The 18,592-nt window shown below is 39.0% G+C and carries 15 protein-coding genes, 1 tRNA gene and 1 pseudogene; 15 read left to right on the top strand and 2 right to left on the bottom strand.

Going from position 1 to position 18,592, the window contains the following annotated elements; translation table 11 throughout:
• The first annotated feature begins 311 nt into the window (after positions 1-311).
• From AAEU30_RS03530 to AAEU30_RS03515, 4 genes and pseudogenes are all read left to right on the top strand, one after another.
• A complete protein-coding gene (locus AAEU30_RS03530; protein ID WP_421959339.1) occupies positions 312-2,837 on the top strand; it encodes an EAL domain-containing protein in 2,526 nt (841 codons plus the stop codon).
• Positions 2,838-3,055: 218 nt separating this feature from the next.
• Positions 3,056-4,945, top strand: a complete 1,890-nt coding sequence (locus AAEU30_RS03525) for a putative bifunctional diguanylate cyclase/phosphodiesterase (protein ID WP_421959338.1) — start codon at positions 3,056-3,058, stop codon at positions 4,943-4,945.
• Between the two features lie 595 nt (positions 4,946-5,540).
• A pseudogene (gene istA, locus AAEU30_RS03520) lies at positions 5,541-6,100 on the top strand (IS21 family transposase); the annotation flags it as partial.
• A 38-nt stretch (positions 6,101-6,138) separates the two neighbouring features.
• The gene (locus tag AAEU30_RS03515; RefSeq protein WP_421959337.1) at positions 6,139-6,426 is read left to right on the top strand and encodes a Mu transposase domain-containing protein; all 288 of its coding nucleotides are present in this window, start codon (positions 6,139-6,141) and stop codon (positions 6,424-6,426) included.
• Between the two features lie 168 nt (positions 6,427-6,594).
• On the opposite strand, the gene AAEU30_RS03510 is transcribed toward AAEU30_RS03515, so the two are convergent.
• Together AAEU30_RS03510 and AAEU30_RS03505 are read right to left on the bottom strand one after the other, a co-directional pair.
• A tRNA-Pro gene (locus tag AAEU30_RS03510) sits at positions 6,595-6,671 on the bottom strand.
• A gap of 109 nt (positions 6,672-6,780) precedes the next feature.
• Positions 6,781-7,401 (bottom strand): arylesterase, encoded by a 621-nt coding sequence (locus tag AAEU30_RS03505; RefSeq protein WP_421959336.1) that lies wholly within the window; start codon positions 7,399-7,401, stop codon positions 6,781-6,783.
• Between AAEU30_RS03505 and AAEU30_RS03500 the strand changes: the two genes are divergently transcribed.
• From AAEU30_RS03500 to ybgF, 11 genes are all read left to right on the top strand, one after another.
• Positions 7,402-8,115 carry an ABC transporter ATP-binding protein gene (locus tag AAEU30_RS03500; RefSeq protein WP_087534453.1) on the top strand — a complete coding sequence of 238 codons (714 nt, stop codon included), beginning with the start codon at positions 7,402-7,404 and terminating at the stop codon, positions 8,113-8,115.
• A complete protein-coding gene (locus tag AAEU30_RS03495; protein ID WP_421959335.1) occupies positions 8,105-10,606 on the top strand; it encodes an ABC transporter permease in 2,502 nt (833 codons plus the stop codon). Before AAEU30_RS03500 ends, AAEU30_RS03495 begins: the two co-directional genes overlap by 11 nt.
• Positions 10,607-10,751: 145 nt before the next feature.
• Positions 10,752-11,276 carry a crossover junction endodeoxyribonuclease RuvC gene (gene ruvC / locus AAEU30_RS03490; protein ID WP_290208565.1) on the top strand — a complete coding sequence of 175 codons (525 nt, stop codon included), beginning with the start codon at positions 10,752-10,754 and terminating at the stop codon, positions 11,274-11,276.
• A gap of 2 nt (positions 11,277-11,278) precedes the next feature.
• The gene (gene ruvA / locus AAEU30_RS03485) at positions 11,279-11,899 is read left to right on the top strand and encodes a Holliday junction branch migration protein RuvA (RefSeq protein ID WP_421959334.1); all 621 of its coding nucleotides are present in this window, start codon (positions 11,279-11,281) and stop codon (positions 11,897-11,899) included.
• Between the two features lie 7 nt (positions 11,900-11,906).
• Positions 11,907-12,914: a Holliday junction branch migration DNA helicase RuvB gene (gene ruvB, locus AAEU30_RS03480; protein WP_421959333.1), complete on the top strand. Its 1,008-nt coding sequence runs from the start codon at positions 11,907-11,909 to the stop codon at positions 12,912-12,914.
• Between the two features lie 893 nt (positions 12,915-13,807).
• Positions 13,808-14,509, top strand: coding sequence for a protein TolQ (tolQ, locus tag AAEU30_RS03475; protein ID WP_421959332.1), 702 nt, complete (start codon positions 13,808-13,810; stop codon positions 14,507-14,509).
• Positions 14,496-14,930 (top strand): protein TolR, encoded by a 435-nt coding sequence (gene tolR / locus AAEU30_RS03470; protein WP_087534447.1) that lies wholly within the window; start codon positions 14,496-14,498, stop codon positions 14,928-14,930. The genes tolQ and tolR overlap by 14 nt, the downstream gene beginning before the upstream one ends.
• A 1-nt stretch (position 14,931) precedes the next feature.
• A complete protein-coding gene (gene tolA, locus AAEU30_RS03465; RefSeq protein ID WP_421959331.1) occupies positions 14,932-15,861 on the top strand; it encodes a cell envelope integrity protein TolA in 930 nt (309 codons plus the stop codon).
• Between the two features lie 9 nt (positions 15,862-15,870).
• Positions 15,871-17,229 carry a Tol-Pal system beta propeller repeat protein TolB gene (gene tolB / locus AAEU30_RS03460; protein ID WP_087534445.1) on the top strand — a complete coding sequence of 453 codons (1,359 nt, stop codon included), beginning with the start codon at positions 15,871-15,873 and terminating at the stop codon, positions 17,227-17,229.
• 34 nt (positions 17,230-17,263) lie between these two features.
• Entirely contained in the window at positions 17,264-17,806 is a 543-nt protein-coding gene (gene pal, locus AAEU30_RS03455; protein WP_421959330.1) for a peptidoglycan-associated lipoprotein Pal, read from the top strand.
• Positions 17,807-17,819: 13 nt separating this feature from the next.
• Complete coding sequence (gene ybgF / locus AAEU30_RS03450; RefSeq protein WP_421959329.1) at positions 17,820-18,572, top strand: tol-pal system protein YbgF; 753 nt, start codon at positions 17,820-17,822, stop codon at positions 18,570-18,572.
• Positions 18,573-18,592 lie beyond the last annotated feature (20 nt).

Below are 18,592 nucleotides of genomic sequence, written 5' to 3'. Positions count from 1 at the left end.
AATTTAGGTTTAAAGGTGATAATGGCTTATTTACTGAATGAAATGAAGTAACGCAGCCGTGAAACATTAATTATTAACCTAAAAAATAAATATAAAAACACAGCTTTTACTTGTAAAATTAGAGTGGGTGTCAAGTTAGCCCTTCACCATAGCGGACTTATCAGTCAAGGAATAATAGTTTATAAATAATGATTGTGTGTTGTAAAGCGAGAAGTCCCATGTGCATATTACTAGTAGATTATTCTTAGGTTGCATAAACAATCTAATACTTCTAAAATGATGAATAATCAGAAAAATGTTAAAGGTACTGTATGCAATTCAATGTCACAAGAAATGCAGCGAGTGTACTTTATAGTATAATATCCTATTTTTGCCTTGTGGTTTCCATTCTAGGTCTTAGTGAGTTCATGCTTTATAAATATGAACTTATGAGTGTAATAACTCCTACGGCAGCCATCATTTCAGCTCTAGTTTTTCTTATTTTACTTCTTTTGAAAAATGTTGATTCTTCTATAAAATCAAAAAAGTTTTGTCTCTCACTGGTACCTGTTTTCTTTGTGTATTTTTTGTTCATTCAATTTTCATTTTTGTTCCATATGGATGTTAATGTGAACCTAGGCTGGATTGATCGAAATCCATTTACTCTATCTTTAGCACCTCTTTTTTTGTTTATCATATTTTCAGCATTTTTAATTAAGATATATTTTAAAAACGTTCGGTCAGTTGATGGCAATCGTATTAAACTAGTAGCGTTTATTATTATTTTCTCTGGAACGGCAATCTGGCATCAAAGCTCCTTAAACGTAGTCAAAAATGAGGAAGCTATCGCAAGAGAAAGAGTCCATTTAATTGAATCTATGTTAAATAAAAATCTTAGCTCACAAAAACAAGCAGTTGCTAGAATCAGAGAAAGGGTCGAAAGCCTCAGCTATGATAATTTCAAGACTTTAGTAAATATTGACGCAAAAAGTTACACAAAAGACTATGAAGTAATTAAAGGTGTTTTGGTTGTCGACAAAAAGTTGGATTTCTATTCAGGTAACGACTTTGCAAAAACATTTTACGCTAATGGGATGCTTGAAAAGCCGACAATAAAAGCGTGGATGAGGCAGAGCTCAAAAGATATTCAGTTTGCTGCAAACTCATTAACTCTGAATTCAGAAATCCCTATACTCATGTTCTTAGCGCCTATCAAGCTTAGTGATGGCAGTAAGTTTTATTTGTTAACGCTATTAGATATGAATTTATTGTTGGAAAAGGATTATTTAAAGCATTTTAGCAAGTATGACACCTACATCGAGTTAACTCCTCAAGTATATTTCTCTGTAGATTTTAAAGATAAAAAAAGAGCAAGTCTCGCAGAGCTTAAATCAGGCTATAATTATTTCATTGCTAACAAAATTTCTGTGCAGGGCTTAGTTGAACATAATACATTTAGCTTTATAAACAATTATATAGCTATCCATCGAAGTACAGTTATAAATCAACTTATTCTCTGGCTTACTTTCGCTTTTGTCTTTGTCGTCGTTTTAATCGCTGATTCATCTAGGCTTGCAGAGCTCAGAGCTAAATATGATGAGGTTACAGGCCTTTTACGGCTAGAAGCCTTAAATCAAGTGTTCACAAACCTACAATCAATGAAAGTGATAAATGGCTTTTCAACTGCTGTTCTAAAATTAGATTTTTTTGAAGCTACATACAATACGCTCGGGCACAAAACTAGTGATCAGCTTTTAAAGGACGTTGCTCTGAGAATATCGAGTCGAGCCCAACACGATGACAATTCAATTATTGTTGCTAGAGGGACTGGAGATAGTTTTATTTTGTATTTTACTAATACACACCTTCCTGAATTAGAAGAGAAATTAAATAACATCTTGCTAGAGGTTTCCAAAGCATATTATTTAGGAAATATTGAATTGAATTTAACAGCTAGTTGTGGAGCTGTATATTACGAACAACTAGCCTCTTTTGACATTAATTATAATGTGCAACAAGCGAATATAGCTTTAGAGCAAGCAAGAAAGCATGGTGGTAATCAAGTTGAGCTCTACCAACAATCTATGGAAAATATTTATAAAGAAACTATTGAAATAAGAAATAATTTATACAAAGCTATTCAAAATAATGAATTAGAGGTCTTTTATCAACCTATTCATTGCTTGAATAACCAAACTATTACCGGAGTCGAAGCGCTAGTAAGGTGGCCACAAAAAGGAGGCTGGGTTTCTCCTGCTAAGTTTATTCCTGTAGCAGAAACAACAGAGCAAGTCGTTAGAGTGGGTGAGTTAGTCTTAAATAAAGTTATTAGTGATATAAAAAAGTATCCACAGCTACAAAATATTATTGTTGCTGTTAATTTTTCAACAAAACACATTGTGAAGAAAGGTTTTTCTAGTAATTTAACTTCATTACTTACACAAGGGAATATTTTATTCAACAACTTTACAGTCGAAGTTACTGAGTCCTCTTTTCAGGAAAAAACGATATTGGAAAACACCCTCCATGACCTGATTGAATTAGGAGTAAACGTTGCTATTGATGACTTTGGCACAGGATATTCAAGTTTGTCTTCGCTCGCTAATCAACCAGCAAATATTATTAAGATTGACCGTGAATTTACTTTAGGAGCTGAGGTAGATTCAAAGGAAAGACGGTTATTAGACACTATAATAACTGCTTGTTTTGATTTGGGTAAAGTAGTTGTTGTGGAAGGGGTTGAAGATGAAAGGTTAATCAGCTATTTAGCGAAACATAAAGACATTCGAATTCAAGGGTATTTTTTCTCTAAGCCTTTACCAATAGAGCAACTAATTGATTACATTGAGAATTGTTGAAATAGGTTTCCCCCTTAATCATCAACTTTAACAGCTGACTACCATCAAGTAGCCATATATTATTGTAGAAACTACATGCCGATCCAAGAGCTTATTTGACATATGAGATATGCTTTTTATTCTATATATATCAAGTCTTTGGGCAAGTTTGAACTAGGGATAGTAACTATTGCTGAGTAACTTTAGCTTACTATATCCTTTTAGGAATTATATTTAGCATGACTTACATACAAGAAATGAAAGTTGGTCAGCAAGAAATGTTGGCCGTAAGACACCGCCGCCGCCACACGCTTTGTCAGGTTTTAACTATATTGGGTGTTATATTTCTTACTACATTTGGGAGTTTAAGCTTAATCAATGGTGCTTACTTCCTAGGCTCCATATTAATACTCAATGCCATTCTGGGTGTTGCAAATCTTTATCTATTAAAGCTAAGTGGCAATGTCGAACAAGCCGCGAGGATTTTGAGCGGTATTCTGCTTATCTTATCAATGTGTTTACTAATCACGGGTGGTGAGAGTAATACTGGAATGTTATGGATTTACCCTATTGTTGCCATCAACCTCTTTATTAACCGCTTTTGGCCTGCTGTATGTGTGTTTGGTATTTTCAGTGCTGCCAGTATGCTGGTATTATTTACACCGCTGACCAATTTGTTAATGACTAGCTACTCACTGGCTGAAGCAATTCGTTTTATGCTCACAATGTTGGCACTGAATGCTATCTGCCTCGCAGCCTTGCGTTCAGAGGAGCAGGCATACCAAACTATTCTGCAACTGCATGCTGATGATATCCGTCAGATGGCTTATTACGACATGCTCACAGGTCTCCCCAATCGTTGGAGCTTTAAATTTAATCTAGAACGCATGCTAACCCGAGCAAAGAAAGATAAACAACGCTTAGGCTTGTTGTATATCGACCTAGATAATTTTAAGCAGGTTAATGATCAGTATGGTCATGAAGCGGGTGACCGGCTATTACTTAAATTCAGCGAGCAGCTAAGGGAAACTATTCGTCCTTCTGATGAGTTGCACAAACCACAGGCAGAAATACTAGCAAGATTAGCTGGCGATGAGTTCGTTGTACTATTACCCAACATCAAAGATCCGCTTGATGCTAGCACCGTTGCAACACGTATCTTGAATATTTTTGAAGGGGGGTTTAAGGTTGATGATTTTGATCACATGGTCTATGCCAGTATAGGAATAGCTGTGTATCCAGATATTACCACTGAGCCCTTTGATTTACTCCATCACGCTGATGCTGCGATGTATGACGCTAAAAATAACGGTCGTAATTGCTTTAGATTTTTTACCCAAGAAATTGCTGACAAACTGCAACAACGTCAGTTGATTGAGAAGGGTCTAAGGCTAGCTCTGAATGAAAAGCATTTTTCTTTAGTGTATATGCCAATATTTGACTGCGAAGATAACAGCATTGTTGCTGTTGAAGTGCTGCTTAGGTGTCAAAGTACTGAACTAAAAGGGGTTGGGCCTGATCAATTTATTCCCGTGGCAGAAGCAACCGGTTTGATCAAAGATATCGATTTATGGGTCATCGATAATGCCTTACAAGCGCAAGGTATTTTACAAAATCAGCACAATTTTAAAGGAAAGATCTGCATTAATATTTCAGGTGTAGAATTGCATAACGAGGCATTTCCTATACAAATAAAAAAATTATTGGATTATCATAAAATTAAACCTGAAAGTGTTGAGCTTGAAGTAACTGAAACTGCATTCGTTGCAGGTGACATTACTTGCCTAAGGATCTTAAAAGCCTTAGATGAGCTTGGAGTGTCCATAGCATTAGATGACTTCGGAACTGGCTATACGGCATTTAATCAATTAATCCACTACCCAGCTGATTGCTTGAAAATCGATAGGTCATTTGTGAATGATCTCTTTTCAGAACGTGAGGCGCGTAATAAAATGGTGATGATAATTCAAAGCTTGGCCAAACTCTATGATCTTCGTGTAATTGCCGAGGGTGTTGAAACAGAAGCACAGTTAACATATTTAAGAGAACACGGCTGTGATTGGGCACAAGGCTACTATTTATCGCGCCCACTTAAATGGGGTGAGTTCCTTAATGCTTTAAATACTTGATTGACTATCAATACTTATTGCACAACAGTGCTTCATTTGCTATGCGCGATGAATTAGTAAAGCTTTTATGGGCGAGTGCTATATGTTCTGCTGCCATATTGTTTTTTCTGTTCAATCAGTAGTCTAGTGGTAGATTGCATATTCTCCCCAGCTTTGATCACGAAAATCACTCGATAATGATCACTTTTGAGTTCTTAATGATTTTGCCAATCAAAGCTTAATGCCATCCGTTTCTGAGTTCACGTTTTATCATTTTTGTAGGTATGTTAAACCGTTATCTAAATCATTTGATGAGGATAACAATCATTTCAACAATACCTATATCTATGAGTAAATTACATGTTATTTTACGGCTGAAATATTCAGCAAAGTTATCCCATCGAGAGATCGCCAGAAGCTTAATTTCTCCCCTGGGACCGTCGCTAATTACGTTAAAAAGGCCAATGAGTTAGGCTTAAACCAATGGCCGTTACCTGAAGAGAAGTAACACGGTGCTTTTCTTAATACAAAAATCAGGGACTTCTCAACCCGTAAAAAAAGATCCCCAACACCTGTTTAGCTCGCTATCAACAGGGATTTAAAGCAGCATAAACATTTAACGTTGCAGTTAGTATTCGATGAATTACGTGAGAAAGTCGGAGAGCCTTATTACACCTACAGCCACTTCTGGCGCGCCTATCGGCAATGGGTGGGAAAACAACGGTTATCGATGCGTCAACATCATAAAGGGGTGAAAAGCTGTTTGTGGATTATTGTGGCCCCACACTGACCATCATATGCCCTACAACGCAGGAGACACGAACTGCTCAAGTGTTTGTTGCCGCACTCGGCGCATCAAATTATACCTATGCTGAGGCAACGTATAGCCAGCAACTTGAAGATTGGGTGATGAGTCATGCGCGTTGCTTTGAATTTTTAGGCGGAGTGCCTGAGCTTGTTATTCCCGACAACTTAAAAAGTGCCGTTAGTAAACCCTGTCGCTACGAGCCAGATTTAAACCCCACGTATCATCAACTAGCCGAGTATTTTAACGTCGCGGTCATACCCGCTAGACCTTATAAACCCAAAGATAAATCGAAGGCTGAAGTCGGTGTACAAATTGTTGAGCGTTGGATCATGGCACGTCTGCGTAGCCAAACTTTTTTTACAGCTTAGCGCACTTAAATCAAGAAATAGCAAAGCTACTTGATGTAATGAACAATAAGGTGATGAAGCAATATCAACAGTCACTCAAGCAACTCTTTGACATTGTTGATAAACCAGTATTAAAGCCATTCCCTCAAAAGCCCTACCACAATACACAAATCAAAACGGTGCGAGTACACATTGATTATCATGTTGAAATAGAAAGACATTATTACAGTGTGCCGTATCAGTGGGTTAAGAAACAATTATGTGCAAACATAACCAATCAGCTAGTACAGCTTTATCATGACGATACCTTAATCGCACAACATCCTCGCTCACATCATTTTTGCTGATTGCTGGATTTGATGTGTAAGCTGTAGGGGATTCGCAACTATTACGTATGCAAAAATAATTAAAGCAATGAGTTTGAATGCCTGACTATAAAAAATAATACAGGGGTTACATGAAGCGTTTCTAGTTTTAAAAAGAGACTTTTCAATAGAGGTAGGTATTGAATTAAATGGTCGGTATGGAGAGATTCGAACTCTCGACCCCTGCCACCCCATGACAGTGCGCTACCAAGCTGCGCTACATACCGACGATGTGAAGCAATATACGTAATATTTTTGAAAAATCAATAAGCTTTGGTTTGTTTGAACGTTTATTGAGCGAGCTAAGCGAAAAAATCACCTAGCTCTAATAAAAAATTAGTCATCTAACCAATCATTGATCGATTTATACATCTCATCTCGTAGCATTGGTTGAGCTGTTTTGTTAGGGTGTATATTATCGTTCTGCATCAAACTGTTATCTGTTGCAACTTTAAGTACGAAAAAAGGCATCAAGTAGCTGTTTGTTTCATCTGCGATTTTTGTAAAGCTATCAGTGAACATACCTGTGTAACGTGGCCCGTAGTTAGGTGGTATATGTATCTCCATAATCGCCACTTGCGCATCTGCCTGTTTACTGGTTTGTACGAGAGACGTTAAATTGTCTTGTAGCTTTTTAATAGGAAAGCCACGCAGGCCGTCATTGCCGCCAAGTTCAATAAGTACATGGCTAGGGCTGAACTCATTGAGTAGGCCTTCTAAACGACGTAGAGCGCCGCCGGTGGTTTCACCGCTGATGCTGGCATTTATAAGCTGTACATTTGCTTGCTCGGCGTCGTATTTATCTTGTAACAATTTAACCCAGCCTTGCTCTTGTTTTAACCCGTAGGCGGCACTTAAACTGTCTCCTAAAATTAAAATTGTGTTGTCAGCTGCAGCGGTAAGTGGTTTGATTACTAACAGTAAAACGAATATAAAACGTAGGATTGAATGCATCATATGTCAGCGCTATCTCAATTAAATATTATTCAGGTTAATGGTCTTTCTAAAACGGTATCAACCCTTGAAGGGGATTTGCCCATCCTCAGTGACATCAGCTTTAATGTCAAGTCTGGCGATTCAGTTGCGGTTGTTGGTACGTCTGGCTCAGGTAAATCAACATTATTGAGTTTACTGGCAGGGCTCGACCAATCAAGCGAAGGTGAAATCTTTTTGGATGGCGAACCACTGCATTCATTAGACGAAGAAGCTCGTGCCGCACTAAGAGCTTCTAAAGTTGGCTTTGTGTTTCAATCTTTTATGTTAGTGCAAAGCTTAACTGCGCTTGAAAATGTGATGCTACCGGCAGAGCTTGCAGGGGAGCAAAATGCAAAGCAACAGGCGCTTGAGCTACTTGAAAAAGTAGGTTTGAGTCATCGTGTAGAGCACTATCCGTCGCAACTATCTGGAGGGGAGCAGCAACGAGTTGCGATTGCCCGCGCATTTATTGGCACGCCTAAGATTTTATTTGCTGATGAGCCATCGGCAAATCTAGACAGTAAAAATGGTAAAATGATTGAATCTTTATTGTTTGATCTAAACCAATCCCACGGTACGACCCTTATTTTAGTGACCCATGATGAAGCGCTCGCTCAAAAATGTCAGCACATTTTGCAAATCGAAGCGGGCAAGCTCGTAAAAGATACGAGTGAGGATGTGGCGAATGTGGGCTAAATTAGCATTAAAACTGTTTAGCCGTGAATTTCGTCGCGGCGAGCTAACGGTGATCTGCGCAGCTATTTCATTGGCTGTTTTAACCGTTTTAACTTTATCGATGGTAACTGATCGAATAGGCCAAAGTATTGCACAAAAAAGCAGTGCCTTTATCGCTGCAGACCGTGTACTGGCAAGTAGCCATGCATTACCTGATGATTATTTATCTGAGGCCGGTAGCTATAATTTAAAAACGGCCAAACTAACTTACTTTGACACTATGCTTTTTGCTAATGATGAAATGCAATTAAGTTCCGTTAAAGCCGTGTCTGAGCACTACCCGTTAAAAGGTGAGTTAAAAATTAAATCATCTTTGACAGGCGATGTAGAAATAGCAACAAAAGGGCCAAGTGTTGGCAATGTCTGGTTTAGCGAGTCTGTTTTTTATGCTTTGAACGTAAAAGTGGGCGATATAGTTGAGTTGGGTGCTGCGCAATTTACTATCGAAAAAGTTTTAGTCGAAGAGCCAGACGCGCCTTTTAATATATTTTCAAGTAGTCGACGGGTACTACTCAACGAAGCTGATATAGCGAAAACGCAAGTGATCCAACCGGGTAGTCGGGTTTATTATCGTCAACTTTATGCCGGCGACGAAGGAGATATTAGCGATTTTTACACCTGGTTAAAGCCGCAAATGAAAGAAAACCAGCAATGGTATGGTGTAAAAGACAGACAATCACCCATTGCGAGAAGCTTAAACCGTGCTGAGAGCTTTTTGTTGTTAGCGGGTTTGTTGGGTATTATTTTAGCGGCTGTGGCAATTGCAGTGTCGGCAAAACGTTATTGTGAGCGTCAATACGATCCTGTCGCTATGATGAAAACCCTTGGTGGAAGCCGCACTACAATACGTAAAATCTATTTACTGCATTTATCAATGGTGTGTTTTTTCTCTGTTGCGATTGGTTTACTAATTGGCTTTGGTTTACAAGAAGTGGCTACAGACTACCTAGCAAAATCAATGAGTAACACGTTACCCGCTGCAGGTATAAAGCCATGGCTTGTGGCTATTAGCACCGGTGTGATTTGTGCGGTAATGTTTTCAATAAAACCGTTACTTGACCTATTCGATATACCGCCATTGAGGGTATTACGACGCAATTTAGGTGATAAGTTATTAGTGAGTAAAGTGCACTTAGCGATGTCTGGCGTTACAGTGTTTTTATTAATGTGGTTGTTTAGTAATAATTTAAAAATAACTGCAATTTTATTTATCTCTACCCTTGTACTGATTGGTTTATTATTTGGCTTGTCGCGATTAATTTTTGGTGGGGGTCGTAAACTTGGCCTACGCCCAGGTAATAGTTGGTCGTTAGCGATAGCATCTATTCAAAAGCGGGCAAATGCCAATGCCGTGCAGTTGATTAGTTTTTCATTGGCAATCAAATTGCTTTTGTTTTTAATTGTACTTAAGAATGACATGATCTCAGATTGGGAATCACAACTTCCCAGCGATGCACCAAATGCTTTTTTAGTCAATATAACTGAAACTGAGTTGCCTGAAGTAAATACCTTTTTGGCGCAAAAAGACATCCTTGTTTCAGAGTTTTACCCCACAATACGTGGCCGTGTAAATGCGGTAAATGGTGAACTTGTTGCCCGCGAAGTCTCACTTGAAGATAATGAGAAAAAAGATGAAGAAGCTCGCTCAGGTATTGGTCGTGAGCTTAATTTAACTTGGCTTGCAACGCCGCCGGCCCATAATGAAATTATTGATGGGCAGTGGTTTGCTGATGATGCGACTGCTGAGGCATCAGTTGAACAATCAATGCTTGATAGGCTTGATATTAAACTCGGAGACACGTTAACGTTTTTAATTGGCGCACAGTCGTTTGACGCGAAAGTAACTAGTGTACGCAAAGTAAACTGGGCGACCTTAAAACCTAATTTCTTTATTATTTTAAGCCCAGATGTATTAGCCGATTTTCCTGCAACGTATATATCGTCAGTACGTATTGAAGCAGAGCAAAAACAAGATTTTAGTGAGCTTTTACGTACATATCCAACAATTAATGCGATTGATGTTGATAGCTTTGTTAAGCAAATTCGATCTACCATTTCGCAAGTATCGTTGGCAATAGGCTTTGTATTAGCGATTGTTGTTTTGTGTGGTGCTCTAGTCCTTATTTCTCAAGTGCAGGCAAGTCTTGGTGAACGTATGCAAGAAATTGTAATACTTCGTACTTTGGGCGCGAAAGGCAGATTAATAAAAAATGCCACCTTGTATGAATTTTTACTGCTTGGTATTACCGCTGGGTTTGTCGCAGCGCTTATCAGTGATCTAGCATTGTTTATTGTACAAAGAGAAATGTTTGAACTAGCAGGTAAATTACACCCGCATATTTGGTTAATTGGTCCTATCGCTGGTGGTGTATTTGTAGCTGCGTTAGGTTATTTAATGATTGCCCGAACTATGCGCAAAAATACACAAGGATTATTGCGTTCACTGGCTTAAGTCTAAAATAAGCTTATGAGTTGATTTTAAATGCCCGCATTAGCGGGTATTTTTTTGATTTATTTAAAGTTAACAATGCACTGGTAATTTATACAGTGCTCTGGCATTATTGCCATATAAAAGATTAATAGGTGTAGGGTAGCGTTTGGCTATTATTTTAGGGATCGATCCCGGCTCTCGTTTAACGGGATATGGTGTCATTGAGCACCAAGGCGCTAAATTTAACTACTTAGGCAGTGGCTGTATCAAATTAGCTGAACATGAGTTTCCTATTCGATTAAAAATGATTTACCAAGGTGTTAGCCAGCTTATCGAGCAGTTTTCGCCAACTACGTTTGCAATTGAAAAAGTTTTTATGGCTCATAACCCAGACTCTGCATTAAAGCTTGGTCAAGCCAGAGGGGCTGCCATTGTAGGTGCATCAATGGCTGAACTACCTGTGTTTGAGTATTCAGCTAGGCAGATAAAGCAAGCTGTAGTTGGGCACGGCGGGGCTGACAAATCCCAAGTACAGCAAATGGTTAAAAATATTTTAAAGTTGCCAGGTACTCCTCAAGCTGATGCTGCAGATGCGCTTGCCATTGCAATCTGCCATGCACACTCTGAGCAAAATTTAATAAAACTAGCGGGTAGTGCTTCAAAAACCGTTAGAGGAAGATTAAGGAAATAAATATGATCGGTCGCTTAAATGGTGTGTTAGTTGAAAAACAAGCGCCAGAAATACTCATTGAAGTCAGCGGTGTTGGATACGAAGTAAACATGCCCATGACCTGTTTTTATGACTTACCAAATATAGGCGAAAACACCCTAGTCTATACCCATTTTGTGGTTCGAGAAGATGCACAATTATTATTTGGTTTTAATAATAAAGTGGAGCGAGCGTTGTTTCGTGAGTTATTAAAGGCAAATGGGGTAGGACCAAAGCTAGGACTTGCAATTTTATCCGGTATGTCGGCGCAACAGTTTGTCAGTTGTGTAAACAATGAAGATGCAACCAGCCTAGTAAAACTACCAGGGGTTGGTAAAAAAACCGCAGAACGCCTTGTACTTGAAATGAAAGACAGGCTAAAAGACTGGGGTAATGACTTATTCACACCATTTAGCGATAATGCAGTTATTGAACCGGTTGCAAACGATACGCTGGTCGCAAATAATGCAGCAGACGATGCTGTATCTGCACTCGTTTCTTTAGGCTATAAACTAGCTCAAGCACAAAAAACAGTTAAAGCTGTTGGTAAGCCGGGTATGTCTACAGAGAATCTAATTAAAGAATCTCTAAAATCAATGTTGTGAGTAAACCATGATTGAAGCGGATCGTCTCATAGACGCAAGCGAGCAAAGTAACGAAGATGTTGTTGATCGTGCCATAAGGCCAAAATTACTGGCAGATTACACAGGTCAGCCTCATGTTAAACAGCAAATGGAAATATTTATTGAAGCGGCACGTAGTCGAAGTGAAGCACTCGATCATTTATTAATATTTGGCCCTCCAGGGCTAGGTAAAACAACTTTAGCTAATATTGTAGCCAATGAGTTAAATGTAAATATTAAAACTACATCAGGCCCTGTACTTGAAAAAGCAGGGGACTTAGCGGCGTTATTAACTAACCTTGAAGAAGGTGATGTGTTGTTTATTGATGAAATACACCGATTAAGCCCACAAGTTGAAGAAATACTTTATCCTGCGATGGAAGATTATCAACTTGATTTAATGATTGGTGAAGGGCCAGCAGCGCGCTCAATAAAATTAGATTTACCAGCATTTACATTAATAGGTGCAACAACGCGTGCAGGCTCTTTGACGTCACCACTACGCGATAGATTCGGCATTGTGCAGCGGTTAGAGTTTTATTCAATTACTGACTTATCTACGATAGTGGGGCGCTCTGCACATTATTTAAATTTAGAAATGTGTGATGACGGTGCAACTGAAATTGCTAAACGCTCACGAGGCACCCCGCGTATTGCTAACCGGTTATTACGACGTGTACGAGATTACACACAAGTTAAATCAGACGGTACTGTAAACGCCGAAGTTGCAGAGCTGGCACTTAATATGATTGATGTTGATAAAAGTGGTTTTGACTACATGGATCGTAAATACTTACTCGCCATTATTGAAAAATTTATGGGCGGACCGGTTGGTCTGGATAATCTTGCAGCTGCCATCGGTGAAGAAAAAGAAACGATTGAAGATGTTATTGAGCCATTTTTAATCCAGCAAGGGTTTATTCAACGAACCCCACGAGGGCGTATAGTATCCGATAATGCTTATCACCACTTTGGCTTACTCCCCAAAAAAGATTGATTTTATAATACAGCTTTACGTCAGTAGAGCTGTATTTACTGTAACTTTTGTTTGGTACTTGACCAACTGATTGTCATCTATACAAACCTAAGATGATAATTAAAACCCACCATTAAAAATTCACATGCTGTTAAGCTAGAAACCTCTATCGTGTAAGTCATAATTTGTAGCAGCGGGTTTTCTGTGGGCAAAAAAAACCCGCATAAACATGCGGGCAAACAACAAGTTGAAGGAAGTAATCCAGAGTATACAGCTTAATTAAATCATGTTTTATCATGAGTGCTTTAAGCGGTGTAATACGAAAAATCAGAATCATATTACGAATGAACTGGGCTTAATAGTGTTAGCTATTACTGCGCTAGCTCAGTATGAGTAAATAATACGTAAAAGCGATGCTTTGTTCAAACTAGAAAAATTTTATTTTCAGATTAAAAAAACTAATATCAAAACTTTTTAATTTGTTTTATTTTTGCTCATTAAATTCATGAAGGTTATTTATCGTTATGTTATTTAAGGTTTTTAATGCTTTGTGTTTTATTGTTATAGATTAGTTTATTTTTGGCTAATCTTAGTTATTTGTTGGTTTTTGATTGTTTATGCACGGATAATGAATAAAGCAGGGGTTTTTTATCGGTTTTTTGATATAAATAATCGAATAGGCTGTTGTTATATAATATTGTTATTTTAACTGTAATCTATTATTTTACGTCGGTTGCACAATAAAGAGGCACTCAGTTGGGTTTTCACCGTTTTTTGCTGCTAATTCGTAGCAACAGCGTTGTCAGTTCACTGCGCAGTGGATACACTAGCCTGAACTATTGGCTATATTATTGGTCATAGTCGCACTTTATAAAAAGTACGACTTTAACAAGAAATTGAATTGGGAGTTTATTGTGGGATCAGGAATTAATTTTGTAGATTTAATCCTCGAAGCAAGTGTATTGGTACAATTAGTGATGTTAGCGTTAGTTGGCATGTCTATTATGTCATGGGCTATTATTTTTCAACGTAAAAAAGCTATTTCAGATGCATTGTTAAATGCAAAGCGATTTGAGCAAAAGTTTTGGTCTGGTATCGATTTAAGTAAGCTCTACAATGAAATTTCGTCACGCAGCAGTGCCACTGGTATTGAAGCGCTATTTGTGGCAGGTTTCAAAGAGTTTGCTCGTCACAAGAAAACCTCATTTCAAAGCGCCAGTATTGTTATGGAAGGTACCCATCGTTCAATGCGTGTTGCTTTATCCCGTGAGATTGAAAAATTAGAATCAAGTTTATCGTTTTTGGCAACCGTGGGTTCAATCAGCCCATATATAGGTTTGTTTGGTACAGTATGGGGCATTATGAATGCTTTTATCGCACTTGGTGAAGTTAAGCAGGCAACACTACAAATGGTAGCCCCAGGGATTGCTGAAGCCTTGATTGCAACGGCCATGGGTTTATTTGCTGCTATCCCAGCCGTTATTGCTTACAACCGCTTTGCAAACAAAGTAGAAAAGCTTGAATCAAACTATATTAACTTTATGGAAGAGTTTGCAAATATTTTACACCGTCAAGCAGCTACACAAATAGAGGCAAAAGCGAATGTATCAGCGTAAGAAGCGTCGTCCTGTTGCAGAGATAAACGTAGTTCCTTACATCGACGTAATGCTGGTACTACTAATTATATTTATGGCAACAGCACCTTTAATTACTCATGGTGTTAAAGTTGATTTACCTAAAATGGAAGAGTCTGATTTAGTTGATACAAAAGATACACCCCCTATTATTGCGTCAATTGACTCAGCGGGTAAGTATTATGTAAGTATTGGCACCGATCCCGAGGAGCCTATGGAGGCACTCGATGTTGCTGCGGTTATAAAACTACAATTGATGAAAAACCCAGAAACACCAGTGATGATTAAAGGTTCAGGTAAAGTATCTTATCAAGAAGTTCTATTATTAATGGACTTTTTAAAGAATGCGGGTGTACCTTCGGTCGGTTTGATGACTGAGTCATTTGAAGGAAGTAAAGGTTAATATGGGTGCTTCAGTAGTAAAGTCTGTATTGTTACACTTGGCGATTATAGGTGTGCTGTTTGGCACCGCGAACTTTCATACGCCGAGTCCAAAAGTATTAGAAGTGACATTAAACTCCAAAGCTATGCCAGAGGCTGAAAATGCAGTCTCCGCAGTCACTGTTGATCAAAAAATGGTTGAGCAAAAAGTTGCCGAGTTAAAACGTAAAGAAAATGACAAAAAGCGCGCTGAAGATAAGCGTATTCGTGACTTAGAACGCCGAGCGTCTGATGCACGTAAGCAACGTGAATCAGAAGCAAGACGGATCAAAAAGTTAGAGCAAGAACGCAGAGCTAAAGAAAAAGAAACGGCTCAAGCTCAAGCACAAGCAAAAAAAGCGCGTGAAATTGAACAGAAAGAGCGTGCAAAAGCACAACAAGCTGAAAAGCAAAAGCAAGAGGCTGAAGAAGCTGCAAAAGCAGCTGCCGATAAACGCAAAGCTGAAGAAGATGCCCTTAAAAAAGCAGAAGAAGAGCGAAAGCGTCAAGAGCTAGAAGCTAAAAAGCGTGCCGAAGCTGCAGAGCAAGCACGTCAAAAAGCGTTGCAAGAACAAATGCTACAAGAGCAATTAGCGAAAGAGCAAGCTGCACGTAATAAAGTACGTCAACAACAAGTTGTTTCTGAAGTTGATAAATATAAAGCCCTGATAATGGCCCGTATTCAACAAAATCTGTTAATTGATGAAAAAATGAAAAATCAACAGTGTCGAGTGAATATTCGCTTAGGTTTTAACGGCCTAGTGACTCAGGTCAAATCGTTAGGGGGTGATAAATTGGTGTGTGAAGCTGCTCTTCGTGCTGTTCGCATGGCTGACACGTTACCTGTATCGAAAGATAAAGACGTATTTGAGCAATTAAAAAATATTAACTTAACAATTAAGCCACAATTTTAAAGGAATGGTATGTTCAACCAGTTAAAAGCAGTTTGTTTAATTTTAGTTATTGGCTTTACAAGTGTAGCTAATGCTGCACTTGAAATTGTCATTACAGAAGGGATCGATGGTGCACGCCCCATTGCTATCGTGCCTTTTCAATACAATGGTGTGGGCCCAATACCGCAAAAACTCAGTGAAGTAATTGCCGCTGACTTAATGCGCAGTGGTAAATTTAAGCCTATTAGTATAAATGATATGCCGCAATTACCGAGTAAAGACAGTGATATCGATTACTCTGCGTGGGTCAATTTGGGTGTTGAAGCTATATTAGTTGGCAATGTCGAACAGCAAACCGATGGGCGCTATTTAGTGAGTTATGAACTTGTTGATGTTATTCGTGGCCAAATCACGGGAGGCGAAACACAAATGATGAGTAACGGTAAACTAATTAAAAGCCAAGATCACGTACAAGAAGCACGTGAAAGTGTGATTTCTGAAACAGGCTTTAGACGGTACGCTCATCGTATAAGTGATGTTGTTTATGAAAAGTTAACTGGCGAGCGCGGTGCGTTTTTAACTAAAATTGCCTATGTAATCGTGCGTGATGATGAGCCTAAGCCATATCAACTAGTGGTTGCTGACTACGATGGGTTTAACGAGCAAGTGCTATTACGCTCAAAAGAGCCGCTTATGTCACCTGCTTGGTCTCCTGATGGAACTAAGCTTGCTTATGTAACGTTTGAAAATCGCCAAAGCCAAATTTTTATCCAAGATTTATACTCAGGTAAACGTGAGCTGATCACCAGCCATGAAGGCATCAATGGAGCGCCTCAATTTTCACCTGATGGTACAAAATTATTACTCGTGTTATCTAAAGACAGAAACGGTGCAACAGAAGTCTATATGTTAGATATGCAAACGCGTAAAGAAACGCGTCTTACAAATCACCGTAGCATAGATACCGAGCCATCTTGGCATCCGAATGGTCAAGAAATCCTGTTTACCTCTGAAAGGGGTGGTAATGCTCAGATTTATAAGTTAAATTTACAAACCGGTAGGTCACAAAGAATGACATTCGATGGCGACATGAACCTGGCAGGTTCAATTACCCCAGACGGCAAAGAATTAGTGATGGTTAACCGAACTAACGGACAGTACCATCTTGCTAAGAAAGAGCTGGCTAGTGGCGCGTTTCAAGTATTAACACGAACGCGTTTGGATGAATCACCGAGCATAGCACCAAATGGCTCAATGATTATCTATAGCACGCTTCATAATAATAAACAGGTACTGGCGCTGGTATCAATGGACGGTCGCTTTAAGGCACGCTTACCTGTGCTAAACGGACAAGTAAAGGCACCAGCTTGGTCGCCATACTTGCAGTAATAATTGCTAGTTTACTCAATATAGGAATCTACTCATGCAACTTAATAAAATACTTAAAGGCCTGTTAATCGCTGTGCCAGTTATGACTCTAGCGGCTTGTAGCTCATCTTCAGATATCGATGAAGGTGCTGCAAACCAATCAAACCAAGGAACTGTTGAACAAACTACGCAAAACGATACTGTAGAAGTAGCAACATTAACTCCTGAACAGCAAGCACAAGAAGAGCTTCGTGAAAAATATGAAGCACTTCGTCAAGAACAAGTAATTTACTTTGATTTTGACAAAGCGACTATTCAAGGTCAGTACGGCGAGCTTTTACGCGCACACGCTGAGTTCTTAGTACAAAACCCATCGGTTAAAGTACTTATTGAAGGTCATGCAGATGAGCGTGGCACACCAGAGTATAACATTGCACTTGGTGAGCACCGTGGTCAAGCAGTTGAAAAATACTTACAAAGTTTAGGTGTTTCAGCTAGCCAAATGTCAGTTGTGAGCTATGGTGAAGAGAAGCCAATGGTTAAGTCACGTACTGAATCAGCTTTCGCAAAAAACCGCCGTGCGGTACTAGTTTACTAAGATTAGAGACATTATGAAGCCGAAAATTATTTTGGCAGCCATGATATTGAGCGGGAGCACCCAAGTTTGGGCTGCTCCCGCTCCTGTTTCAGAAGCTGCAAGTTCACAATCAAGCATTGAAAAACGCCTAGCTGCATTAGAGAATATGATGCAGTCACGAAACTTATTACAAGTTGAATTACAGCAACAGCTAAATGTACTTCAAGATGAAGTTAGCCAAGTTCGCGGTATTACCGAAGAACAAAGCTATAAGCTTGAAAAAGTACTTCAGCGCCAACGCGAGCTTTATCAAGAAATTGAAAACCGTGTTAGCCAAGCTTACTCACAACCTAGCCAAAGCGCTCAGCCCGATTATACCGAGCAAGCGACATCACAAACAATAAGCTCTGACTTATCAGAGAACGAAGCTTATGAACGTGCAGTGGCATTAATAATGAAGGATAAGCGGTACGATCAAGCGATTCCGGAATTTCAAACGTTCTTAACGACGTACCCAGAATCAGTGTATGCCTCTAATGCGCATTATTGGTTAGGGCAATTACTGACAATCAAAAATGATCCAGTTAATGCCTCTGAACACTTTAGGGTAGTTGTTAACGAATTTCCTAATTCAAACAAGCGTCCTGATGCGATGTTAAAATTAGGTACTTTGTTACAAGAACAAGGATTAGCAGATCAAGCAACAAAAACCTTGAACGAACTGATCAACCAATACCCAAGTACCACTGCTGCAAAATTGGCCACAGAACGCCTAGCAAAAATGTAGAATGAGCTTGATTAGACTGC

Source organism: Pseudoalteromonas mucoides, assembly GCF_049257175.1.
GTDB lineage: Bacteria > Pseudomonadota > Gammaproteobacteria > Enterobacterales > Alteromonadaceae > Pseudoalteromonas.
Note: the sequence above shows the minus strand (reverse complement) of the source record. Positions and strands in the feature narration are given on the sequence as shown.